Annotated in this window: 20 protein-coding genes and 3 pseudogenes; 12 read left to right on the forward strand and 11 right to left on the reverse strand. The window is 44.4% G+C overall.

Annotated features, from left to right (window positions below; all coding sequences use genetic code 11):
• The coding region (locus OKC24_RS15125) for an N-acetylmuramidase domain-containing protein (protein WP_265465927.1) at positions 1–190 on the forward strand (190 nt) is incomplete at its 5' end.
• Positions 191–368: 178 nt separating this feature from the next.
• Here OKC24_RS15125 and OKC24_RS15130 read toward each other — a convergent pair.
• The 3 genes and pseudogenes from OKC24_RS15130 to lipA form a co-directional block, all read right to left on the reverse strand.
• A pseudogene (locus OKC24_RS15130) lies at positions 369–491 on the reverse strand (carboxymuconolactone decarboxylase family protein); the annotation flags it as partial.
• A gap of 143 nt (positions 492–634) precedes the next feature.
• Positions 635–3,056 (reverse strand): annotated as a pseudogene (locus tag OKC24_RS15135) (acyl-CoA dehydrogenase).
• Between the two features lie 365 nt (positions 3,057–3,421).
• Entirely contained in the window at positions 3,422–4,435 is a 1,014-nt protein-coding gene (gene lipA / locus OKC24_RS15140; RefSeq protein ID WP_130148367.1) for a lipoyl synthase, read from the reverse strand.
• A gap of 211 nt (positions 4,436–4,646) precedes the next feature.
• Here lipA and sthA point away from each other — a divergent pair, with 211 nt between their 5' ends.
• The gene (gene sthA / locus OKC24_RS15145; protein WP_130148365.1) at positions 4,647–6,062 is read left to right on the forward strand and encodes a Si-specific NAD(P)(+) transhydrogenase; all 1,416 of its coding nucleotides are present in this window, start codon (positions 4,647–4,649) and stop codon (positions 6,060–6,062) included.
• A gap of 352 nt (positions 6,063–6,414) precedes the next feature.
• Here sthA and OKC24_RS15150 read toward each other — a convergent pair whose 3' ends face one another.
• From OKC24_RS15150 to OKC24_RS15170, 5 genes and pseudogenes are all read right to left on the reverse strand, one after another.
• The gene (locus OKC24_RS15150; RefSeq protein ID WP_130148363.1) at positions 6,415–7,380 is read right to left on the reverse strand and encodes a TauD/TfdA dioxygenase family protein; all 966 of its coding nucleotides are present in this window, start codon (positions 7,378–7,380) and stop codon (positions 6,415–6,417) included.
• Between the two features lie 223 nt (positions 7,381–7,603).
• Positions 7,604–7,738 carry a hypothetical protein gene (locus tag OKC24_RS15155; RefSeq protein WP_265465931.1) on the reverse strand — a complete coding sequence of 45 codons (135 nt, stop codon included), beginning with the start codon at positions 7,736–7,738 and terminating at the stop codon, positions 7,604–7,606.
• On the reverse strand, positions 7,731–8,945 hold the full coding sequence (locus OKC24_RS15160) for an MFS transporter (RefSeq protein WP_130148361.1): 1,215 nt from the start codon (positions 8,943–8,945) through the stop codon (positions 7,731–7,733). The genes OKC24_RS15155 and OKC24_RS15160 overlap by 8 nt, the downstream gene beginning before the upstream one ends.
• Before the next feature lie 154 nt (positions 8,946–9,099).
• Positions 9,100–10,176, reverse strand: coding sequence for an OmpW/AlkL family protein (locus OKC24_RS15165; RefSeq protein ID WP_130148359.1), 1,077 nt, complete (start codon positions 10,174–10,176; stop codon positions 9,100–9,102).
• A 234-nt stretch (positions 10,177–10,410) separates the two neighbouring features.
• Positions 10,411–11,494, reverse strand: a pseudogene (locus OKC24_RS15170) (OmpW/AlkL family protein).
• 316 nt (positions 11,495–11,810) lie between these two features.
• Between OKC24_RS15170 and OKC24_RS15175 the strand changes: the two are divergent.
• Positions 11,811–11,990 carry a hypothetical protein gene (locus OKC24_RS15175; protein ID WP_130148357.1) on the forward strand — a complete coding sequence of 60 codons (180 nt, stop codon included), beginning with the start codon at positions 11,811–11,813 and terminating at the stop codon, positions 11,988–11,990.
• Positions 11,991–12,044: 54 nt separating this feature from the next.
• Here OKC24_RS15175 and OKC24_RS15180 read toward each other — a convergent pair whose 3' ends face one another.
• The gene (locus OKC24_RS15180; RefSeq protein ID WP_130148355.1) at positions 12,045–13,469 is read right to left on the reverse strand and encodes a sensor domain-containing diguanylate cyclase; all 1,425 of its coding nucleotides are present in this window, start codon (positions 13,467–13,469) and stop codon (positions 12,045–12,047) included.
• A 171-nt stretch (positions 13,470–13,640) separates the two neighbouring features.
• Positions 13,641–14,420: an A1S_2505 family phage non-structural protein gene (locus OKC24_RS15185; protein WP_130148353.1), complete on the reverse strand. Its 780-nt coding sequence runs from the start codon at positions 14,418–14,420 to the stop codon at positions 13,641–13,643.
• Between the two features lie 333 nt (positions 14,421–14,753).
• Between OKC24_RS15185 and uvrB the strand changes: the two genes are divergently transcribed.
• The 6 genes from uvrB (at position 14,754) to OKC24_RS15215 (ending at position 22,143) form a co-directional block, all read left to right on the forward strand.
• Positions 14,754–16,775, forward strand: coding sequence for an excinuclease ABC subunit UvrB (uvrB, locus tag OKC24_RS15190; protein WP_265465936.1), 2,022 nt, complete (start codon positions 14,754–14,756; stop codon positions 16,773–16,775).
• 147 nt (positions 16,776–16,922) lie between these two features.
• A complete protein-coding gene (locus tag OKC24_RS15195) occupies positions 16,923–17,507 on the forward strand; it encodes a lipocalin family protein (protein ID WP_171457763.1) in 585 nt (194 codons plus the stop codon).
• A 132-nt stretch (positions 17,508–17,639) separates the two neighbouring features.
• Positions 17,640–18,575 (forward strand): EamA family transporter RarD, encoded by a 936-nt coding sequence (rarD, locus tag OKC24_RS15200; protein ID WP_130148347.1) that lies wholly within the window; start codon positions 17,640–17,642, stop codon positions 18,573–18,575.
• Between the two features lie 415 nt (positions 18,576–18,990).
• A complete protein-coding gene (locus OKC24_RS15205; protein ID WP_130148345.1) occupies positions 18,991–20,448 on the forward strand; it encodes a glyceraldehyde-3-phosphate dehydrogenase in 1,458 nt (485 codons plus the stop codon).
• 304 nt (positions 20,449–20,752) lie between these two features.
• Entirely contained in the window at positions 20,753–21,454 is a 702-nt protein-coding gene (locus tag OKC24_RS15210; protein WP_171457762.1) for an MFS transporter, read from the forward strand.
• Positions 21,455–21,462: 8 nt separating this feature from the next.
• A complete protein-coding gene (locus tag OKC24_RS15215; RefSeq protein ID WP_131276519.1) occupies positions 21,463–22,143 on the forward strand; it encodes a hypothetical protein in 681 nt (226 codons plus the stop codon).
• Positions 22,144–22,197: 54 nt separating this feature from the next.
• On the opposite strand, the gene OKC24_RS15220 is transcribed toward OKC24_RS15215, so the two are convergent.
• A complete protein-coding gene (locus tag OKC24_RS15220; RefSeq protein WP_130148339.1) occupies positions 22,198–23,049 on the reverse strand; it encodes an SDR family oxidoreductase in 852 nt (283 codons plus the stop codon).
• Positions 23,050–23,178: 129 nt separating this feature from the next.
• Here OKC24_RS15220 and OKC24_RS15225 point away from each other — a divergent pair, with 129 nt between their 5' ends.
• The 3 genes from OKC24_RS15225 to OKC24_RS20065 all read left to right on the forward strand — a co-directional run bounded on the left by OKC24_RS15225 (position 23,179) and on the right by OKC24_RS20065 (position 24,116).
• Positions 23,179–23,556, forward strand: a complete 378-nt coding sequence (locus OKC24_RS15225) for a winged helix-turn-helix transcriptional regulator (protein WP_005008845.1) — start codon at positions 23,179–23,181, stop codon at positions 23,554–23,556.
• 318 nt (positions 23,557–23,874) lie between these two features.
• Positions 23,875–24,000: a hypothetical protein gene (locus tag OKC24_RS15230; RefSeq protein WP_265465943.1), complete on the forward strand. Its 126-nt coding sequence runs from the start codon at positions 23,875–23,877 to the stop codon at positions 23,998–24,000.
• A complete protein-coding gene (locus OKC24_RS20065) occupies positions 23,997–24,116 on the forward strand; it encodes a hypothetical protein (RefSeq protein WP_368859741.1) in 120 nt (39 codons plus the stop codon). Before OKC24_RS15230 ends, OKC24_RS20065 begins: the two co-directional genes overlap by 4 nt.
• The last annotated feature ends 139 nt before the right edge of the window (positions 24,117–24,255 follow it).

Below are 24,255 nucleotides of genomic sequence, written 5' to 3' on the forward strand. Positions count from 1 at the left end.
TGCAATGTATAAAGACGAAGCTTCACAGCTGGATGCAATGTGCCGCTACATTAAAGTGAATGGCTTGATCAATACTCTGAAAAATAAGGACTGGAAGGCATTTGCGCGTGGCTACAACGGCCCGGCGTTTGCTAAAAATAATTATGACGTAAAGCTGGCCAATGCTTATAAAAAGTGGGCAGTCAAGTGAGGCTGGCTATTTTAACACTGTGCATCCTTTTATCAGGTTGCACAGCTCATTCAATTACGACAAATGTGAATGTTGGGATTTGTGTGAAGGCTCTATAGAGCCTTTATTTACACCAAATTTACGCCACAAAAACATGATTGTTTCTTATAACGTTGAATTGGTTGGTATTTTAAAATTAATTAATCCAGTCCTGCAACGGCTGCGTAAAGGGCACCGTATTGTCCTGTGCACGTTTGACAAAGCTTTCGCCCATCACTTCAGTGCGGACTTTCAAGCCATTTTCATAATCTTGCTGAGACATGCAGCATACCTTCTGTAAAGTAGTTTTGCGTAATAGACTATACTCCTGAGTAAGCGATGCCATTGGCTGATAGTCGTACACAGATGCCATCCGCGGCCTCAACGCAGCGGATAGCCTATTTGAATATGCTCAATGATTTTAAGCTAATAACGCAGAAAAGCTTCGGGTGAATCATCCGTGTGCTGCTGTTTGATCTTTTGCTGGTCTGCAGGCAGATGCGGATTGGATAATTCGAGTTCGTGCAGCAGCTGCATATCGAAAATATCCGTCAGCATGCTGTCATAGCGCTGTATATTGTATGCAGTTAATTGTTCAGCTTCTGATTGAGTCAGGGCATTTTGCGCAATCGCATCCGCAATATGTTCTTCAAAGCTCAGGCCTTTAAATTGGCCTTTGGCTTCCGCTTTTTTGAACCTGTCCCATAATGGTTCGATGTTCAGCAGCTGTAAAAAGGCATTTTCCATGCGGCCAGAAACGTCATGCGGCGCCAAGCTGTAATGCACGTGCTTTGTCAATTCTTGGCGGAAGGCATTGTTCTGCATCATGTGTTCAGCGGCTGCACGTTTCAATCGATCTGAGGGTGGAGCTGCAGCGCGCCTGAAAGGGAAGCACATCCGTTTAATGAGGCCCGCGGCAAAACGGATCGGGAAATTATCGAAGAGGCCATCAAAGGATTCCTGCACCTTGTACAGCGCCTTTTCTAAAGCCAGCTGTGCATGGCTCTGCTCTGCTTCAGTCTTTTTGCCATGTTCGTAGTATTTAAGAATAGCGGTAGCAATAAACAAGTGCGCGTGAATATCCGCAAGCCGTCCGGAAAGCATTTCCTTGCGTTTAATGTCACCCGCCAGCAAGCCAAGGCACATGTCTGCAGTGAGGGCGAAGTCGGCACTGAAACGGTTGATTTTTTTATAATAGGGCAGGCTGAATTCGTCTGCTGCTTCTGGCGCGTCCGATGAACCGCCAGTTAAAGCATAGGCCAGGGCGCGCGCTGCGCGGTTAAAGGTATGACCCAAATGCTGAAACAGCAAATCGTTGAATTTTTTGAGCGCCGTATCTTTATCTTCTGCCTGCAGCAGCTGCAATTCTTCAAATAAATAAGGATGGCAGCGCATGGAGCCTTGGCCAAAAATCATCAATGATCGGCTCAGAATATTAGCGCCTTCAACGGTAATGGAAACAGGAATCGCCTGATAATACAGTGCTAGGAAATTGCGCGGGCCCAGCTGCACCGCGCGGCCGCCAACAATGTCCATACTGTGATTGACCACTTTGCGCATGGTTTCAGTGGCGTAATATTTAGCCATTGCGGTCATCACAGCAGGTTTTCCGCCTTGATTCAGGCCGCAAGTCACCAAGTAGCGGAACGCTTCGAGCATGTAGGCATCGCTGGCTATGTCGCTGGATGCTTCCTGAACGCTTTCAAATTCGCCGATGGAGATTTTAAACTGCTGACGGACTTTCGCAAATGCGCCAGCCTTTGCCGGCATTTTTGATGCCGCCGATAATCCAATCCAGCGGGATAAATACGTCTTTGCCTTCGATTGTGCCATTCATAAAGGGTAAGCCTGGATTATGGCGGGGCCCTGTAATAACACCGTCATGACTGGCTGGAAGCAATGCGCAGGTAATGCCGTATTCGGTTTTATTTTTATCTCCCAGCAAACCTTCTGGGTCATAGAGCTTAAAAGCAAGGCCAATGACCGTAGAAATTGGGGCAAGCGTAATCCAGCGCTTGGAAAAATTCATATTCAGGCCTAAAGTTTCCTTGCCTTCAAAGCTGCCCCAGCAGACCACACCTGTATCTGGAATCGCACCCGCATCTGAGCCGGCTTCTGGATTGGTGAAGCCAAAACAGGGGATTTCAATGCCTTTGGCAAGGCCAGGTAAGTAACGGTCTTTTTGCGCATCGGTCCCATAGTGTAAAAGCAGCTCACTGGGCCCCAAAGAGTTAGGCACCATGCAGCTGACAGCTGGCGTTAAAGAGCGGGAGGCGATTTTGCTCATGACGCGGCTTTGCGCAAATGAACTGAATTCAAGGCCGCCATATGCTTTAGGAATGACGAGGCCAAGGAAGCCGTTGTCTTTAATAAACTGCCACGCTGCTGGCGGCAGGTCTTTATGCTTGTGATGAATATCCCATTCATTCAGCATGGCGCAGAGCTGCTCAACTTCATGGTCTAAAAAGGATTGCTCTTCAGTGCCGAGCTGCGGATAAGGATAGGCATCAAACTTTTTCCAGTTTGGCGCGCCCATAAACAATTCTTTTTCCCACCAGCTGGTGCCAGCATCCAGCGCTTCGCGTTCGGTGCTGCTCATACTGGGCATGGCATGGGCTAAAGTTTTATATGCTGGCTTTGTTATCATATTCATGCGCAGCGGTGCAATCAGCACAATCAGGCTCAGCAAAATAAGCGGTATGCCAAAAATAAGTGACCATGGGCTGATCAAAGGCATTGCGATGGATGCTGCGATCAATGCAAGGGCGCCAGCACTTCGTGACAGTCCGAAGAAGAATACAGCCCACAGCGTAAAAATGAAGAGGACAGCACTGAGTAGAAATAGCATTATTATTGGCTCCAGTGACAAGGGCTCAGCTCAATCAGCATTTCATTGCAGACGGCATCAGCAGAGTGATTTGATCTTCTGGGTTTGAGGTCTTCATGCCGTTTGACGGTGTATGGCTTGCTTTTGCTTTCGCCTGCGCATGTTAGTGTGAAGTTGCCCTAAAATCATGAAAGGGCAAATAATATGTCTAACTATAGGGTGGTTAAAAAGTAGGCGTAAAACAACCGGATTCACGCAAAGAAATGTCACATCACGTAATTACAAATAGAATTCTGGCAGCGCGCTGAGATTCTAAAAATGCTGAGAATAAAAAAGCCCTCAATGTATAGAGGGCTTTTTTATTCGATGTTCACATCAAGTGAAAATTAAGCTTCGATTGTTTGCACGGCAATTTTTTTTGCAGGATCAGTTTTGCGGCGTACAGATGGAACTGGCTCACCGTAGTATTGGCGGTCTGCAAAATAGCTTGAACGCACCATAGGCGCTGCCCAGATATTTTTGAAACCTAATTTCTGGCCATGCGCCGTATAGCGTTCAAATTCTTCAGGAGTAACAAAACGGTCAATCGGCGCATGCTCTTTAGACGGCTGCAGATATTGGCCAATCGTAATATAGTCAACATCATGCGCTTTTAAATCATCCAGCAGCGCAATGACTTCTTCTTCAGTTTCACCAATACCGACCATTAAGCCGCATTTTGTCGGCACATCTGGACAGTATTCTTTAAACATTTTCAGCAAGTTCAGCGAGTGCTGATAGTCAGAACCCGGACGCATCGCTTTATACAGGCGCGGCACAGTTTCAATGTTGTGGTTAAACACATCTGGCGGACACTCGGTCATAATGCGCAGTGCGATGTCCATCCGGCCGCGGAAATCCGGCACCAAAATTTCAAGCAGGGTTTTCGGACTTAAATCACGCGCTTCTTTAATGCAGTCTACAAAATGCTGTGCGCCGCCATCCAATAGGTCATCACGGTCTACTGAAGTGATCACGGCATATTTTAGGCCGAGGTTGGCAATGGTTTCTGCCATGTGGCGCGGTTCATCAGGGTCCAAGGCATTTGGACGGCCGTGGGCAACGTCGCAGAATGGGCAGCGGCGGGTACAGATGTCACCCATGATCATGAAGGTCGCAGTGCCTCCGCCGAAGCATTCAGGCAAGTTTGGACAGGCAGCTTCTTCACATACCGTATGCAGCTTTTGCGCGCGTAAAGTTGTTTTGATGCGCTGCACCTCATCTGGGGCAGCCATTTTTACCCGAATCCAGTCCGGTTTGCGTGGCGCTTCAACCGTAGGAACAACTTTTACAGGAATGCGGGCAACTTTTTCAGCGCCGCGAAGTTTGACACCCTGTTCTGGTTTACGGTTTTCAGACATATTCAACTTTTCCACTGTTTTGACGGGGGAGAGATTCTAGAAATATAGTGCATTCATTATAGCGGAAATGCGAAATGATGGGGCGAAAATACTATTCATTTACTAAATGTAGTCATCATTCAATATATGTGAGCTAAATACAGCAAAGCGGCGCTATTTACGTCATAATATGCGCAAGATAAGCAATAAGTGATTTTTGAAGGAGCGTTGAATGCCACGTAAGAAAGAGATCGTTAGTGGGACTTTCATTAAGTACGATGCGGTAGTTCTCGGTTCAGGCCCTGCGGGTGAAGGCGCCGCAATGAAGCTTGCGAAATCCGGCAAACGTGTTGCCATTGTGGATATGCGTGAGCAGCTGGGCGGCAACTGTACGCATGTAGGTACAATTCCAAGCAAGGCATTGCGTCAAACTGTTTCCAGCATTATCCGCTATCAGCGTGATCCAATGTTCCAAAAAGTAGGTGAATGGAAACAGTTCACCATGAAACAAGTACTCCGCAATGCGCATAAAGTGATTCAGCTGCAAGTAGATACGCATTCACGCTTTTATGACCGTAATAAAATTGATATCTATCATGGCCGGGCATATATTCAAGATCAGAACACTGTTTTAATTTTCAGTGCAGACGGCATTACAGAAACTTTAAGCTTCCAGCAGTTGGTGATCGCAACAGGTTCACGCCCATACCGCCCGTCAGTGCTTGATTTTAATCATCCGCGTGTATTTGATTCAGACAAAATTCTAGATCTGGATTTTTCAATCAAGAAAATCATTATTTATGGCGCCGGTGTGATTGGCTGTGAATATGCCTCTATCTTTATTGGTTTAGACCACAAGGTGGATTTGATTAATACCCAGCATAAACTGCTGAGCTATTTGGATGATGAAATTTCAGATGCCTTGTCTTATCACTTACGTGAGCAAGGGGTATTGATTCGTCATAATGAACAAATTGATTTCCTTGAGACCTTTGATGATCATGTTGTCATGCATACGCAAAGCGGCAAGAAAATTAAAGCCGACGCAATCTTGTGGTGTAACGGCCGTTCAGGCAATACCGATGGTTTAGGTTTAGAGAATATTGGCCTGAAGCCAAACAGCCGCGGCCAATTAACGGTGAATGAGAAATATCAGACTGAAGTTGAAAATATCTACGCAGCAGGCGACGTGATTGGCTGGCCATCACTGGCTTCAGCCGCCTATGACCAAGGCCGCTGTGCGGGTGCGAACATGAGCGGTGAAAAAGATGTGGCGCCAGTAACTGACATTCCAACAGGTATTTATACCATTCCGGAAATTTCATCAATTGGTAAGAATGAACAGCAATTGACTGAAGAAAAAATTCCGTATGAAGTTGGTCAGGCATCATTTCGTTACTTGGCGCGTGCGCAAATCACCGGTGATACCGTTGGTGAATTAAAGATTCTGTTCCACCGTGACACTTTGGAAGTGCTGGGTGTACATTGTTTTGGCAATAACGCAGCTGAAATTATCCACATTGGTCAGGCGGTGATGAACAGTCCAAACAATACCATTAAGTATTTTGTGGAAACCACGTTCAACTACCCAACCATGGCGGAAGCGTACCGTGTCGCTACATTAAATGGTATGAACCGTTTATTTTAAGATTTTTAAATACAGAACCCGTGAGTGATTGCTTGCGGGTTTTTTTATGGGTGGAAGAAAGTGAAATCTTGACAGTAATATAATGTGTGTTATCAAATTTGTAGAGTATTGATTAGGCCTTGCAGTAGAACATAATAATTTGTGTGAAAAGCCTACACGGGCGTGAGTAGATATTCTTATATAATTTAAATAAATGATTTTTAATAGAATAAAAGTATGTGTTATTCACCAAATAGAGATGTCATGTTTCTACAAAGTAAAATGTCCGCTTTTAGAAGATGCGCGTTTGCGGCCTTCTTAGCGGACAGTTTGCTGTGTTAGTGTCTAGGCTGGATAAAGAACTTAAACGATTTTAGTATGGGCGCCCGCCTGCAAGGCTTATGCGCTTAAGCAAACGGCGCTGATCGGCAGGGAAAGGGCGGCGCGAGTGTAAAGTGGCTTGGTTGTCCCAAAATACAATATCGCCTTGTTCCCAGTGATGTTCATAATGAAATTCAGGTTTTAAAATATGCTCGCGCAGTTTGGCAATTAATTCACTTCCAGCCTGATCGTCATAATTGACTAATTCGACTTCATTATGTGTATTCAGCCACAGCGCTTTACGGCCGCTTTCAGGATGTGTGCGCACTAGCGGGTGAGGATAAGCATGGCTAATTACAGGCTGGTCTTTAAAACGGTATTTAGGAAATGTACCGTAACCGCCATCTTTGGGTGCGCCTTTATTGCTTTGGAAGCGTACAAAAGGATTGTAGGTAATCAGCTGCAGCGTCTCCAAATGCTGTTTCGTTTCATCATCTAAGGCATCATAGGCTTTAATTGTGTTGTACCAAGAGGTCTGACCGCCGTCTTTAGGCAGTTCAATCGCGTAGAGCAGAGAACCAAAAGAAGGCAGGGGTGTCCATTGATGGTCGGCATGCGGTGCGAGTTCACCATAGCCTGTATAATCGCCTTGGCCCACTGCGTTGGATACAGGCACCACGTCTGGCGGTGTGCCAGTATCGCTTTGGGTGGCTAATACCGGGGTGTCAGAACTGGGGCGGAAAATAGAGCCAAAATAGCTGGCAAAAGCTAAATACTGAAAATCATCTAAGCTTTGCTGCTTGAAAATTAAAATTAAATGTTCAGCCAGCGCTTGTTTCAGGCGCAGAATGGTTTCTCCAGATTGCGCTTTTTTTGCATCCAGTCCAAAAACGGCTGCGCCTAAGGCTTCTCCAGCTAAAGGGACAATTTTGATTTCTTGCGGGTTTTGAAACTGATCTTGTTGATGCCAGCGGGGCGCATCATGTATCGCTTGTGAAAGTTGGGTTAAAACCGTCATTGTTATTTCTCTAAAGTATTTTGCATGCACTGAATTTAAAAAATATGCATGCGCAAGAGAAATCATAAGAACTGCTAAACTTATGAATAAATGAAGAAAATAGATTAAATTGCTGATTTATTGGCTTTTAGTTATTTTGGAAAAACTCAGCAGGAAAACTGCTGGAAAATGTCAATTTTTTGACATATTCCAGACGGTATTTATTGTATGTCAAAGCCCGTTTTTAATGCGCGCAAAAAGCCTGATTAAAATATTCAAACAGTTGAGGCGTTTTCATCCAGAGCGCAATAGCCAGCGCTAAAAAAGCCACGGCTATTGCAAGAATGGTGAGTTTTAATCCAAGCATTGAATCAGTCATGTATGACATGCTCCTCTGTGACAAAGAAATGCACCAATACCCCTAAGATGCTCAATACCAGTGAAAGCGCCCAAACCATATTATAGTTGCCTGTCATATCATGGTTCAAGCCGCCGAGCCAGCCGCCAAAGAATGAACCGACTTGGTGAGTAAAAAATACAATGCCGCTGAGCATGGAAAGGTATTTCACGCCAAACATGTTTGCCACAATGCCATTGGTTAAGGGCACGGTAGAGAGCCATAAGAGTCCCATAATGGCGCCAAATGCATAGATTGTCCATGCACTTAGCGGCAGCATCAGAAAGGCGATGATGGCGATGCCGCGCAATCCATACAGCCACATCAGCAAATGCGGTTTAGAAAATTTTCCGCCCAGCCAGCCAGCACCGTATGTGCCAAAAATATTAAAAAGTCCCACTAATGCAAGGAAAATGGTTCCCGTTGCTGCGCTGAAACCATGATCTATCAGATAACCAGGCAAATGGATGCCAATGAAGACCACTTGAAAGCCGCAGACTAAAAAACCTAAAGCTAAAAACCAGAATGGTTTGTGATTTTTGGCAATGATTAAAATATCTTTAAAGCCTAAACTGGGCTTATTTTCTGGGGATTGTGCAGAGGGCGCGCTATACATCGGCGCTTTCAGCATCCATGCCAAGGGAATGATCAGCGCAGCCAAAATAGCGCTGACCATTAAAGCGGCTGACCAGCCAATATTTTGCAGCAGCAGCAGGGTAGATGGCAGCATAATGAATTGGCCAAACGATCCTGCAGCACTGGCAATCCCCATCGCCAAGCTGCGTTTTTCCGGATGCGCGGCACGGCCAACTGCGGACAGTAAAACTGGAAATGAGGTTGCGGAAAGCGCAAGGCCTAATATTAAGCCGGCGCTTAAATTCAGCATCAGCCCTGTAGAGCTGAACGCCATCATCAGCAGGCCTAAGGCGTACAGCAGGCCGCCGACTGCAACAACTATTTTGCTGCCGTATTTGTCTGCAAATGCGCCTGTGATGGGCTGTACAGCACCCCAAATGAGGTTCTGCATTGCAATCGCTAAACTGAATACATTATGTCCCCAGCCAAACTCATCACTCATGGGCACCAGATACAGGCCAAAACCATGCCGTATACCCAGCGATAGCGCTAAAATAATGGCGCTGCCGATCAGCATATAAATGAGAGGCTTTGAAAATTGCGTGTCAGTCATTTGGCTTTCTGTATGCGGTGCAGTATGCCTATATTATTCGATTCATTACATGAATACGATCAATTAATTTTCACCAAGTAATAAACTTTAGTTATGTAAAAGGGCAACAAAAAAGACGGTTTCCGCCGTCTTTTAGGTTAAGATGCGCGCGGTTTTAGAAGCGCATGCCAACGCCTGCATAGGCAAGAATCGGATTGATTTCGATATCTGCTTTGGAGCGGATCAGTTCACCATGCGTATCGTCCGAAACAGTAATGGTGGTATCGCCGGATAAATGTGCATAGGACACAGACCCGACAGCAAACCATTTATCATTAAAGTCGTAGGTAAAGCCAAGGGTTGCGATCGGTGCAAAAGCATCTGAAGCGTCTACATCGACTTTTGGATTGGCGCTGCTTGGCTTGCCGTCTAAGGCCGCTCCAGCTTTACCGTCTTTAATATTGGCAATCATATGGCCAGCTGCAATTAAATCCTGCTCAGTGCGCGGGTTGATTTCCACTTCATTGAAATAGGCATACATCATGCCCAATCCGACATAAGGACGGAATTTATTGACGCCGGTTTTGCCAAAATGGTATTGGAACTCTGCTGCGGGAGTCCATGCGCGGGCAGAGGCGGCGGGGCCATAGGCTTCTAAGTCAGTAATCAGCAGACTATTTTTCATTGCAATTTGCGGTAAATTTATAATTCCCAGTTCCGGTGTAGCAATGGCTGCAAACGGGGCATAAATTTTGCCTTTGCCCATCAAGTCCACTTTAGGCGGTATGCCGGCTTTCATCTCAAAGGATACATGGTCTGTGAAAAAGTAGTTGGTCATGATGCCAAGAGTTGTAACATCGTCTGCTTCTAAGCCCGTTCCTTGATTGTCCCAGCTTTCCAGTCCATTAATTTCGGCTGTGCCGCTTAACGCTGCAGGCAGCGTATCAGAACCTAACTTATCTAAAACGCCAACAAACCAAGTTGAAATATTGGGGCTCATCTCAGGATCTAGATTGGCTTTTACCGCATCAATAGAAATATCTCCAACGGTCGCTTTTTCACCATTTTCTACGGATGTATTGACCTTAAACGGCTGCGCTTTGCCTTGCGGCATGACATGCAAAGCGCCAACAGAGACGGAGAAGCGCTTGAAGCCATCGCCATCATGCAGGCTGAAATAGGGTGAGTCAGCATGGCTGATCATCGGTACGGCAAGCATGGCCGTTGCCATGCACAGTAAAGTTTTTTTCATTCAAAGGACTCCATGTCCAAAACAGCTATTGGAATTTTTTTTAGCAGGCCAATTATGCGAATGAAAAACGGGAATGAATGTTATTGAAATCGGATATACCGGTAGGTTTCATGTTAAAAGTAATGCGATTTGTTTAAGAATGATGACTTTATTTCAGTAATTATGTAAAAATAATTATAAAAAGTTATGAAAAAGCAGGCCTTAAGTGCCTGCTTTTAGTCAACTTATTTAAAATTAAAATCGGATTCCGACACCTGCGTAGATCATGAATGGGTTGATTTCAATGTCTGCCTTGGAGCGATCAGTACTCCCAATTTTGCATCAGTGACCGTGATGGTGGTTTCATTTTTAAGCTACGCATAGCTGATGGATGCCGCTGCAAACCATTTATCATTGAAGTTGTAGGTAAAGCCAGCGGTCACGATGGGCGAAAATGCATCGGTCGCTTCTAAATCGACTTGCGGATTGGCGCTGCTGGTTTTTCTTTCAAGTGATGCGCCAGCTTGCCCTTGTTTGATATTGGCAATTATATGGCCGGCTGCAATTAAATCCTGCTCAGTGCGCGGGTTGATTTCAAGCTCATTAAAATAGGCATACATCATGCCTGCGCCGACATAAGGACGGAATTTATTGACGCCGGTTTTGCCAAAATGGTACTGAAACTCAAAAGAGGGTGTCCAAGCGCGGGCGGAAGCTGCTGGCCTATAAGCGCCAAGGTCTGTGATGAAGATATTGTTTTGAAGATCAATATTCATGAACTTTAATGGCAGGCCCAGAAGTTCCGGCGTTGCAATGGCTGCAAATGGCGCATAAATTTTGCCTTGGCCTTGCAAGTCCACTTTAGGCGGAAAGCCGGCTTTCATTTTAATAGATACATTATCGGTAAAAAAGTAGCTGGTCATCAGACCAAGAGTCGTGACATCATCCGCTTCCAGTCCCATGCCTGGATTGTCCCAGCTTTGCAGTCCATTAATTTTTGAGCTGCCGCTTAAGTTTGCAGGCAATGTGCCTCCGGTTAAATAGCCTAAACTTTTCAGGGCAGCGGCTAAACCAGCCTGATCAACATTTTTATTCAGGTTGTTGAGTACTGTATCAACTTTAATTGCGCCTTTTTTGGCCACAGTGCCGTCCGGGACAGCCGTTTGTACAGTAAATGGCTGCGCTTTGCCTTGCGGCATGACATGCAAAGCGCCGACAGAGACGGAGAAGCGCTTAAAGGCTTTGGCTTCCATGCTGAAATATTTTGATCTGTGGCTTGAGCCGCGGCAGAAATAGACGCGAAACTTGCGATAATACATAAGAATGCTGATAGACGCATTTAGGGAACTCTATTTTTTTTGTTTTATTAAAGTGTTGTAAGTGGCTGTATTTGAAATAATGTATGTCTTAATTTTTATTCAGAAATTTTATACGGCCGTATTTAAAAGCGGAATATCATTTTAGGATTAAGCGATCAAGTCAATGAACTGATCAGTCCATTTTCAGCTCAGTCATGCATAAAACTGAAATTTTTCAATCAGAGAGTGTCAATGCTTCTTACAGTCTTTGCGCATCTTTGGAAGCCTCTACGCAATGGATTTCCCCAAAGCCTGAGTTTTTTGTACAATATAGGCAGAATGAATTGAGTAAATCACATGAGCACCCCAAACTCTCCCAAGAAAAAAGCTGCTGTGAAACTTCCGTTTCCGGTTGTTTCAGCTGAGCAGGCGCAGCAAGACTCCGTGCATAATCAAGTCCGGCCTAAGCCAGAAAACTATGCGGACCGGACTTGGATGCCGCCTCGCGGTACGCGCCGATCTATGGGCAAGCGTTAATAAAAAACCTGCAGAAATGCAGGTTTTTTTATGCTTTATTCAAATAATAGCGCGCTAACAGGCATAGTATTTTTTCTTTTGTTCATACATCAGCGCATCGGCACGTTTCAGTAAATCCTCAATGCGTTCATTCGGCAGTGTGCTGGCTGAACCAATAGATAGGCTTATGGGGTGTAATGAATGATATTGATTGTCGATATGCATGAGTTCCTGAAGGCTGTTTAGACTGGTTTGCAGTGAAGCCTCATCAGCATTGGGAAGCAGGATGACAAATTCATCACCGCCAATGCGTGATGCAGAATATTGCGTATGCTGAATCAGCTGATTCAGCAGGTTGCCAATTCGCCGCAGCTGTTCATCGCCGGCATCATGGCCGTAGTTGTCATTAATGTCCTTTAATCCATTTAAGTCAATGAAAATGCAGGAGACAGGGCGCTGAATGCTGCGCTCCAGACGGTTAATCTCTTCGGTATAAAAGGTGCGGTTATACAATTTGGTTAAGACATCATGCTTGCCTAAATATTCTAAATAGTTTTCCGCTTTTTTACGTGCAGTAATGTCAATCAATGCAACTTGAACGGTGCTCCAAGTTTCTTCATAGCCTGGAAAAACAGTAAATTGCAGAATGACATGGCGGATGCTGCCGTCCAGCGCATAATTGACAGCTTCATGCTGATGATGAATTTTTCCTGCCCATAAATCCTGCAGCTGTTTACGGAAAGTTTGATTCATTTCCTGACTGAAGACTTTATGAATATTTTTCAGCAGCGTGTTTTTGTCTGGGGCGCCAAACAGGGTTAATGTTGCCTGATTCACTTCCACAATGATAATTTCTTTGATGCACTGCTGCACAAAATCTGGGTGGACATCTAAAAAAGTAGAGAAGTCTTCGATGCCGATGGTGCGCAAATAGTCCAGTTTGGCCTTCACTATGCTGAAATCTTCGACCCATAGTGAGGTTGGAGAATAATTGAAGCGCGCTTCGGCAATTTGGCGGTTTTTCTCTTCCTGCCGGCGGGCATTTTGATAAGGCGTAATGTTTTCTGTGCTGATCAGGACTTTTGACCAGTCATGCTCATATCCCGGCAAAATGGTACAGCGCAGCTGGATATCTAAACGGCTGCCTGAAATTGTATAATTTACAGAAGTATTGATGAAATGGGTTTTACCTTCCCACAGCTGCACCAGCTCTTCGATATGCGTTTGAAGCATATCCTGCTGAAAAATGGTCGGTAAATTTTCACATAAATGCTCAAGGTGTTCGGCTTCGTATAGTTCCAAAGTGCGTGAATTGACCTGCAGTATTTTAATTTTACTGGCGCTTTCTGCGACTTTTGCGGTGTTGTTCAATAAATATTGACGTAAGTCCTCGATCCCTTGTTTTCGCCACAGATCCAATTGCTGTTTTATTTCGCTGAAATCTTCAAGCCATAACGGGATCGGGGATATATGAAATATAGAATTATTATGAGGTATCATGTCTCGGCCTGTTAGGAACTGTTTTGTCATTGTACAATTAAGATATTGTTTGTTTACTGTGATTTATGTCTCAAAAAGTAACTGAAAAAATTAAAAAATAAAATCTAAATTTATAAAAAAAGCCAATCCGCAAGGATTTGGCCTTAAATGTAAAATAGTAGAATTTGAAGATTATTTTTTGGATCTATTGGCGGCTCGAGGCGGGCTGATCTCCCGCTGTCCTATCCAAACATCCGCAAAATCCTTTTCATTGATATTGTAGAGCTCAAGCAATGCCAGAATAGCGCCGCCAAACATCAGGGCGTCTTCTGTTGAATGCTGGAACTCAAATACTTTGCCTTGCAGTACATGCATAATATCCTGTATTTCAAAAGTACGGTCGCGGCCATTGCTGTCAGTCGGGTAGATTTGCGTATTGAGGATAATTTTTGCTGCGCTTTTTTCATTCTCGGTTATATCCAGCGCATCAACCGTTTCTTCAGAATTCGCTGCAAAAATTACACTATCCGAGAAAATGGCCTGTAAAAAATGCTGTGTCAGTTTGGGCAGGGCTTTTTCGACAAAGGGGCGGAAGGATGCTGGAAAAATAACATTATGGGAAATGCCTTTAAACATTGGAGCAATTTCTTCAACTTTATAGCCAGCAACACCGCAGCCCACAGAGGTAATAAAATATTTAGATTTAGGATGATTCTTGGTATAGATTTTAAAGTCATCAATATAGTGCTGGATTTGCGACAGCGGCATTTGCTGCAAATGCTCATTCATGGTGGGAATCGCAAAGCTTTGACCTGCCCAGCCGCGGCCAACGCCTTTCATTGCGCCAAAATGCAGCAGTGCAGTTTTGGCAGCGCCTCCTGCATGTGTGCCTGCCATATTGCTGCCAAATACAAAAATTGTATCTTCAGGTAAGCTTTTAACGATGCTCTCGTCATGATAATGATAAGTCATAGGCTGCGCTGCTGTCATAATCCTTTGGTTTCATGTTGCCTTTGAACGCGTATCGGGTCAAGGAAAAAGCATGCTTCATTCATGAAAAATGATGAGATCAATTGGGGTTTGATGAACCGGAGGGCATTTATTCCATAAGCCGCTGAAGCTTTTTGTGCAAAGCATTTTTTTGATTGGGCCTGAATGCAAACTGCCTGGCATTTGCTTTAGGCGCCGTGATGGGAACGATCAGAGCGTTTGTAATGTTCTGACGGCATTTCACTCTTGAGTAATCTTAATTAGCCCTCATAATTGAAACAGTCAATTTCAGCAGCGCATTGGACCACACGTTTTATGAGTGAGTATCAACCTTTCGAATTAGTTACCCATTATCAGCCCGCAGGCGATCAGCCGCAGGCGATTGAAAAGCTGGTGCGCGGTATAGAACAGGGATATCACGATCAGCTACTGCTGGGGGTAACGGGTTCGGGCAAGACCTATACCATGGCTAATGTGATTGCTCAGACACAGCGGCCCACGATTGTCATGGCGCACAATAAGACGCTGGCAGCTCAGCTGTATGGCGAATTTAAAGCATTTTTTCCAAACAATGCAGTGGAATATTTTGTCAGCTATTATGATTATTATCAGCCTGAAGCGTATGTGCCGTCTTCAGACACCTTTATTGAAAAAGATTCCTCAATTAATGATCATATCGATCAGATGCGTTTGTCAGCAACCCGCGCCCTGTTGGAACGCCGCGATGCCATTATTATCGCTTCTGTATCGGCAATTTACGGCTTGGGTGATCCGAATGCCTATATGAGCATGCTGCTGCATATTGTGCAGGGCGATGTGCTGAACCGTGATGACATTATCCGCCGGCTCGTCGAGATGCAATACAGCCGCAATGAACTGGAATTCTTGCGCGGCACATACCGCATCCGCGGTGAAATCATTGATATTTTCCCTGCTGAATCCGATCAGCATGCCATCCGCATTGAATTGTTTGATGATGAAGTGGATTCAATCCGCTGGTTTGATCCCTTAACGGGCAAAATGATCCGTAAAGTGCCGCGGGTGACCATCTACCCCAAAAGCCATTATGTGACGCCTAAAGATAACTTGACCCGTGCCATAGACACCATTCGGGATGAACTGAAAGACCGTTTAGGCTTTTTCCGCGCCAATGACAAATTGCTGGAAGCGCAGCGGATTGAACAGCGCACCCGTTATGATTTAGAAATGATGCAGCAGCTGGGCTATACCAACGGCATTGAAAACTATTCACGCCATCTTTCCGGCCGCCCAGCTGGGGAAGCGCCGCCGACTTTATTTGATTATGTGCCGGATGATGCCTTGCTGATTATTGATGAATCGCATGTCACAGTTCCGCAAATTGGCGCAATGTATAAAGGCGACCGTTCGCGTAAAGAGAATCTGGTGAATTACGGGTTCCGCCTGCCTAGCGCGCTGGACAACCGCCCGATGAAATTTGAAGAATGGGAGCGCATTGTTCCTTCGACTATTTATGTCAGTGCGACACCTGCCAAATACGAATTGGAAAAGTCTGAACAAATTGTTGAACAGGTGGTGCGTCCAACAGGCTTGGTTGACCCTGAAATTGAAATTCGTCCAGTCCTGACTCAGGTCGATGATGTGCTGTCAGAAATTAATAACCGGAAAGAATTGAATGAGCGGGTGCTGGTGACGACGCTCACCAAGCGAATGGCGGAAGATTTGACCTCATATTTAAAAGAATATGGTGTGAAAGTAGCTTATCTGCATTCCGATATTGATACCGTAGAACGCACTAAAATTATTCATGAACTCCGTTCAGGCGTTCATGATGCATTGATCGGCATCAACTTGCTGCGTGAAGGCTTAGACATGCCAGAGGTGTCTTTAGTTGCGATCTTGGATGCAGACAAAGAAGGCTTTTTACGGTCAGAGCGTTCACTGATTCAGACGATTGGCCGGGCAGCGCGTAATTTAAACGGCAAAGCGATTTTGTACGCAGACCGCATTACAGACTCCATGCAAAAAGCCATTGATGAAACAGACCGCCGCCGTAATAAGCAGCTAGAGTTTAATGAGTTGCATGGCATTGTGCCGCGCAGCGCTGTGCGTCAAGTCGCGAAAGATTTGGACGATGGCGAAGTGCTGAATGATGATGAAATCGAAGCCGTCATCAGCGATCAAAGCAAGGCCTTGAGCGCGGATGAACAGCACTTGCTGTCTGATCCGAAGCTGTTTGCAAAACATCTCGGCAAGCTTGAAAAAGAAATGCTGAAAGCGTCGAAAGACTTGCAGTTTGAGCAGGCTGCGCGCCTGCGGGATGAAATTTTGCGTTTAAAATCGCAAATGCTTCAATAAGCTAAAGTTTCAGAAAAGCCAGCGGAATATGTGAAACCTATTGAAAATCATTACAGAATATAGACAGTTAGGATGCTTTTTAAGCAGTATCTTTAAGCAATCTGTTGGTTAAAAAAGCAAAGTTTGACAGTAAAGGTATTCATAATGATGAAAAAAAATATTCCGAAAGCTGGCTTTACCTTAGCTAAAATTGCGGTAGGCGGGGCTATTTTAGTGGGCTTAGGCATGGCGACCATGGCTTATGCACAAAGCAAGCCCTTAGCTGTGGTGGATAAGATTGAATTAGACCGCTATTTGGGGGTGTGGTACGAAATTGCGCGCAAGCCCATGTACTTTCAAAATAAATGCGGAAGCAATGTCTCGGCTACTTATACCTTGAACGAAAACGGCAATGTCACTGTAGATAACCGCTGTTATACCCAAGACGGCAAATTGATGCAGTCGATTGGCGAAGCATTTGTACAAAATCCACCTTTTAGCAGCAAGCTGAAAGTGAGTTTTTTACCCGAAGCTGTGCGCTGGCTGCCTGTGGCGCGGGGGGATTATTGGATATTAAAAATTGATGATGACTATCAGACCGTTCTGGTTGGTGAGCCGCGGCGCAATTATATGTGGGTATTGTCACGGACGCAGCATCCTGAGCAAAGCGTGATTAATGAATATTTAGACTATGCCAAGTCGGTCGGTTATGACTTGAGTGATTTGATTCATACCAAGCAGACCGTCAAATAAATATTGAAATACAGCGTATTCAAAAACCATGCTCAGGCATGGTTTTTTCTTTGCTGGCATGCCGGTCTTCAATCTGCTTGAAAATTCAAGTATTATCATCGAAACATTTGCAAAACTTTGTTGGGGTGAGGGATGTATAAGGGCGTTACATTGTCTGTATTGGCATCTGTCACTTTTGGCATTTTATATTTTTATACGCATTTTTTGCAACCTTTAGACAGTGAGCAGACTTTTGCTTGGCGCATGCTGGCAACCTTGCCGTTTTTGACGCTGTTTATGTGGTGGACGGGCGACCTAAAGCATATCGGTGAAATTTTTAAGCGGATTTTCAAGCAGCCGTGGATGCTGCCGTGGCTGATTTTCAGTTCGGTTTTATGCACCACGCAGCTGTGGCTGTTTTTATGGGGGCCCATTAACGGCCGGGGCTTACAGGTTTCACTTGGCTATTTCCTATTGCCTTTGGTAATGGTGCTGGTCGGCTGTGTGCTTTATAAAGAAAGATTAAGCCGCTGGCAGCTAGCCGCCGTTGTGCTCGCTGTGCTGGGTGTTGGCCATGAACTTTGGCGTATCGGCAGTATAGCGTGGGAAACCGTCTATATTGCTTTGGCTTATCCCTTGTATTTCTTCCTGCGCCGTGTTTGTAAAACCGATCATTTGGGCGGGTTTTGGTGGGATTTGTTCTTGATTCTGCCCGTTGCTGTGTATTTAGCATTTTTCTACAGCGACAGCATCTCATTAATGCTGAATGCCACTCACCTGATTTGGGCCGTTATTGGCTTAGGTTTTTTAAGTGCATTCGGTTTAGGCAGTTATATCTTGGCCAGCCGTTATTTACCTTTTGTGGTTTTTGGCCTATTGAGCTATTTGGAACCCGTTTTATTGGCTTTTGCATCAATTATGCTGGGGGAACGGGTCGAAGCATCAGAATGGCTGACTTATATTCCAATCTGGCTGGCGGTGGTACTGCTGGTGATTGAAGGCTGTTTTCATCTTATTAAGCAGAAGCGCAATGCAAACATGCTGGCCCGCAACCGCGGTAAGGTGCAGGAACGTTTGGACACAGAATAATGCACCGCGTGATTTCTCTTTAAAGATATTTTTTAAAGACTACCTTTTTTGAGCGTGTGGAAAAATAAAGGGCAGTGTGAATAGCCAAATCTGTCATGCAATTTAAAACAGCGCCACGCAAAATTTAAAATCAATTTTACCAATTTATGCTGATCATTAATTGCAGTATTTATCAATTTGTTTGATAAAGAAGCAAATAAACAAAAATATAAAAAATCTTTTAAATTGCGTATTAAATTCTTTTTAAAAGCAAAATCATAATAATAATTGCAACTATTTTATAAATTTATAATGAATATATAGCAAAATACGCCATTCAAAACTTGTTTTGGATTCTATCTTTTAGATAATTCCATTACAATTGTCGGGTTTTGAAATTTATGCCTAGATATACAATTAATTAGAGGACGTATCTGTGAGCAAAGAGACTATCATCGCCCTACATGCAGAGCACCAAGGTCGCTGGAAAAACCGTGAAGAAATCGCGGAACAAATGATCGCTTTGATCGGTCAGCTTTACCGTGAAAAAAATATTGTGGTTTCAGTGTTTGGACGTTCTTTAGTTAACCGTTCAGTGATCCAGATTTTAAAAGCGCACCGTTTCACACGCATGATGGACGTTGAGCTTTCTGTCGTTCACACTTTCCCAATTCTTCAAGCTTTAGCAAGAATCGAAAACATCGGTACTGCTGAAATTGATCTTGGCAAATTGGCTGTTGCATTTAAAGAGCAAGGCGGCGACGTTGATGCATTTGTTGCAGCCGCTGTTAAATCGGTAGAAGGCCGTGCAACTTCAGTTGAAGGCCGTGATGTGGTTCTTTACGGTTTTGGCCGTATCGGCCGCATCCTTGCGCGTTTAATGATTGGCCAATCGGGTTTAGGCCGCGGTTTGAACTTGAAAGCCATCGTTGTGCGTAAATCTTCTGATGGCGATTTGGAAAAACGTGCGTCTTTATTGCGCCGTGACTCAATCCATGGTCCATTCTCTGGCACGATTGCTGTCGATGAAGAAAACGAAGCAATCATTGCGAACGGTCAATTCATCAAAGTGATTTATGCATCTAATCCAACTGAAGTTGATTACACTGCATACGGTATCGAAAATGCACTGGTCATCGACAACACAGGTAAATGGCGTGATGCAGAAGGCCTTGCGCAACACCTTAAGTGCCCAGGCGCTGCACGTGTGATCTTGACTGCACCAGGTAAAGGCGACATGAAGAACGTGGTGTTTGGCGTAAACCAGGCAGACATTCTAGATGAAGATACTATTATCTCTGCTGCAAGCTGCACAACCAATGCAATCACGCCGACACTGAAAGTGCTGCATGACAAATACACAGTGCTGAATGGTCACGTTGAAACAGTTCACTCGTTCACAAACGACCAGAACTTAATTGACAACTACCATAAAGCAGATCGTCGTGGCCGTGCTGCAACATTGAACATGGTAATTACGGAAACTGGCGCAGCTAAAGCGGTTGCTAAAGCGCTTCCAGCGCTTCAAGGTAAACTGACAGGCAACTCTGTACGTGTTCCAACACCAAACGTTTCTCTTGCGATCTTGAACTTAACTTTAGATAAAGAAGTTGATCGTGATGAAGTGAACGAATACATTCGTAAAATCTCAATCAGCTCTAGCCTTCAAGGCCAGATTGGTTATACCAACTCGACTGAAGTTGTATCATCTGACTTTATCGGTTCGCGTACAGCAGGTGTATTTGATGCGCAAGCAACAATCACTTCAGGCAACCGTTTAACTGCATATGTTTGGTACGATAACGAAGTCGGCTATAGCTGCCAAGTGTTGCGTATTGCAGAGCAGATGGGCGGCGTAAGCTATCCAAAAATTCCAGCTGAAACAAATGCATAATTTGTCATAGCGAATGAAAAGAGCCTCAATTGAGGCTCTTTTTTTGCGCTGTTGTTATTGGTTGGGGTTGATTAGGTGTATCGGGGTGACATAAGTATTAGCTTAAGTGCTAAGAATTGCCAATGTTTAATCCTGACTAATTTACTTAGAATAATTAGAATGCTGTGTAAAATAGGGTGATAAAAAAATAACAGTGTCTGGTTGCTATACCGCCGACAATGACTTTCTAGGCTGACAAAAGGATGATATTTGTCAGAGAAAAAGAGAATAGAACAAAAGGAATTTAGATTTGCAAGTGAAGCATATGCTAAGCGGATTGGCATTTATTGTGTTGGCATCTGTAGGCGGTGTACTTATCGCTATTTGGGCGTTTAAACACTTTAATATTTATATTCCCTTAGAAAATCAAAAAGTCAGCATTGATCTGCAAGAGCCTTTACAAGCTGAGGTTAAAATTCACGATGCCTTGGATGTTGATGTCACAGGGCGCGTCAATGCGGAAATTCCGATTCGTGAAAACCTGAATATTCCGCTGACCCAAACCTTGACCCCAAGGGTATATTTTGATAATCAGGTTCCGATTAAAACCACTATTCCCGTGCGTGAAACCTTGAAAATTAATCAGAGCATGCCTGTGGATACCAAGGTGCAGGTAAAAGTCATGGGGCGGGATGTGACTTTACCTTTAAAAGGCAATATTCCCATTCAGCTGGATATGCCGATTCATATTGATGTGCCGCTTGAACAGCAGGTGCACCTCAAATTTGATGCGCCTGTGAAAACCGTGCTGAAAGAAAACCTGCATATTCCAGTAAATACAGTGGTTAAAACTAATATTCCCATACAGGGACATTTAAATGTTCCCATTAAAACGGCGTTGAAAGCGTCGGTGGATGTGCAAAATACATTGCCAATTGAAATTAAGCAGGGTGAATTGAAAATTCCATTGAATAGCTTGCAATTGCTGCGTGAAAAAACTCTACCTCAAGAACACGTGAAGCCATAGGAGGGAGTATGTGGATATTCCAGTCGGCGAAGCGGCTTGTATTGAGTTTTGTGTGCGTTGTAATTTTAGTAGGTACGCTGTTTTGGCTGTACCTGAATATTCAAGCCAGTATGCAAGTGTCTGCGAGTGAAGCGCAAATTCAGCTGTCAGACTCCTTGCCGACAAAAATCCAAGTGGGTAATTATTTAGAAACCCAATCCGTTGGGACTCTAGATACACAGCTAAAAATTGATCAAAAAATCAATCTGCCTTTGACAGGGAAATATTTGGCAAATTTAGAGTTTGAAGTAGAAGTGCCGGTTTCAGTATCTGTTGATTATCAAACTGAGGTGCTCATTGATCAAAACATGCCGTTGGAGACAACCACAGATTTAATTTATCAGAATAAGCTATTGCCTCAGTTTCCGCTTACTTTGGATATTCCAATTAAGCTGGCCGTGCCATTTCATTTAAAGCAAGACTATCAGATCCCGATCAAAATTGTGTTTAACGGCTTGGTCTATTTTGAGTTCGATGAGCAAGTGCGTCTGCATGTGTTGCATCAGTTTGCGCCAAAGTTAAATTTGAATGACCCAATGACTATGCGAAAAATAGCAAGTTTCAATGCCACCATGTACAACACAGAGCGAAGCACGACTGCGAATTTGGAGATGAATATGACACTGCCCGTGAAGAACATTCATCCATAAAAAAAACACCGCCAATCATTAGCGGTGTTTGAAGGTGAGGATTAAAAGGGTGGCTTAAAGCGCAGCTTTAATCGCATCTTGAATGCTGGTGGTCTTACGGCCGATTAACTGTTCTAAGTCTTTGCTGTCGCTGTACATCGCGCCTTTGGCGGTTTGCACATCGGCATCCACAATCACATCGATCAAGTGTGTAGGGAGGCCGGCTTGAGTTAAGCCTTGACGCAGGTCATCGGCAGACAGGTTTTGATAAGTGATGGACTTATGCGCCGTTTGACCGATGAATTGAGCCAAATCCGCTTTAGTAAAACTTTCTGAACCTGCTAATTCGTAGGTTTTGTTTTCATGTCCAGCGCTGGCTAAAACTTTGGCAGCCGCTTCTGCATAGTCTTCGCGGGAAGCCGAGCTGATCTTGCCGTCTTGCGATGCGCCATACAGCACGCCAGATTCAGCAATCTGCTGCACAGTAGCTAAATAATTATCGCTATACCAGTTGTTGCGTAAGAAGGTATAAGCAAGGCCACTGTCTTGAATCAGCGCTTCGGTTTCACGGTGTTCTTGCGCTAAGCCGAGTGGGGAAGTGTCTGCACGCAGTAAGCTGGTATAGGCAATATAAGGCACGCCAGCCTGTTTGGCGGCTTCAATCACAGCTTTATGCTGCGGTGTGCGGCGGCCAATTTCATTAGCTGAAATTAGCAGCAGCTTGTCTACGCCTTGCAGGGCGGGAGCAAGCGTTTCGGGCGCATCGTAATCAAAATGGCGCAATTCAACGCCTTGCTGTTTAAGTGAAGCAGCTTTGGCTTCACTGCGGACTAAGGCAATAATTTGCGAAGCTGGAACGTCCTTTAACAGCGCTTGAATCACCAATTGACCGAGTTGGCCTGTTGCGCCAGTAATTGCAATTTTCATCTTCTTTCCTCTGGATATGTCTTTATGACGTGTCTATAAAATATACTTGATGATTGAATCATAATCTTATAACTTACTAAATGTAAGTACGTACCAAAAAGTTAGTTTGTTACGAATTGGAGAGATTTAATGAGCACTTATGCTTCGAGCAAATTATTAGGTCAAGTTTTATCCGCAAACTGTCCTTCACGGGAAATCTTAGAGCACATCACCAGTAAATGGGCTGTTTTAGTATTGCGCTGCCTGAGCGAAGGTGTGCATCGTTTCAGCGAATTAAAACAGCGTATAGAGGGCATCAGTGAAAAGATGCTGTCACAAACCTTAAAGACACTGGAACAGGATGGCTTGATTTTGCGCACCGTATATCCGGTGGTTCCGCCAAAAGTAGAATATCAGCTGACGATTACAGGTTCACAGGCTGCGGAAAAAGTGATGTATTTGATCAGCTGGATTGAGCAGAATATACCGGACATATTAAGCAATAAAATCAGCAGCAAAAGCGCTTAAATTTAATGATGGCGCTGTGCTGAACAGCTGCTGGAGAACAAGGCAAAGATGCGTTGAATGCGCAGAATAGTCTGGTGCAAAGGATTGATCAGCGCATCTTCTAAGAGTCAATGGATTAGGCATTTTCTGTAGGCATTGATTTAGGCTTTGCGGCATAGGCCATTGAAAGGCATAGCGCAGCCATGAGCGGATATCGAGTCTTTCAAAGCTGTCTATGGAAAGCAGCAGATCAGGATATATTGATAAGCAGTATTTTGTTTTTATTCCATTTTTATAGAAAAGGCATCACCGGTTTTGTATTTTGATGCACATCTATGTGTGAGTGACAACGCAACTTCTATGCCGCTGGCGGCATGGACTCTGGCCATTATTAATGCCATTAATGGTGTGATTTTCAGCAAATTAATCATGAGTACGGTCATTGTTGCAGGGATCAAGCGCTGAAGCATCAGGCTGGAATATTAAAAGAAAAATCTTGTGCTGAAGATTTGCCTATTCGCCGCAGTGCTGAAGACTTTATGCTGCTGTTAGCAATACCGCTAAAAATGAATGCTGTTTAATGACAGAGCGGCTCTTTGCGGCTTTCAGTTAAGTGTCAGTTCCGCTGAATCAGCATCAAAAACGGATTGCGGCTGCAGGATGAAGGCTGATCATTGCCATGACAATTTGCAAAATTTTGATGAATGGCCTACAGCTGTA

Origin of the sequence: Acinetobacter entericus (genome assembly GCF_026168575.1) — a bacterium.
Lineage (GTDB): Bacteria > Pseudomonadota > Gammaproteobacteria > Pseudomonadales > Moraxellaceae > Acinetobacter > Acinetobacter bouvetii.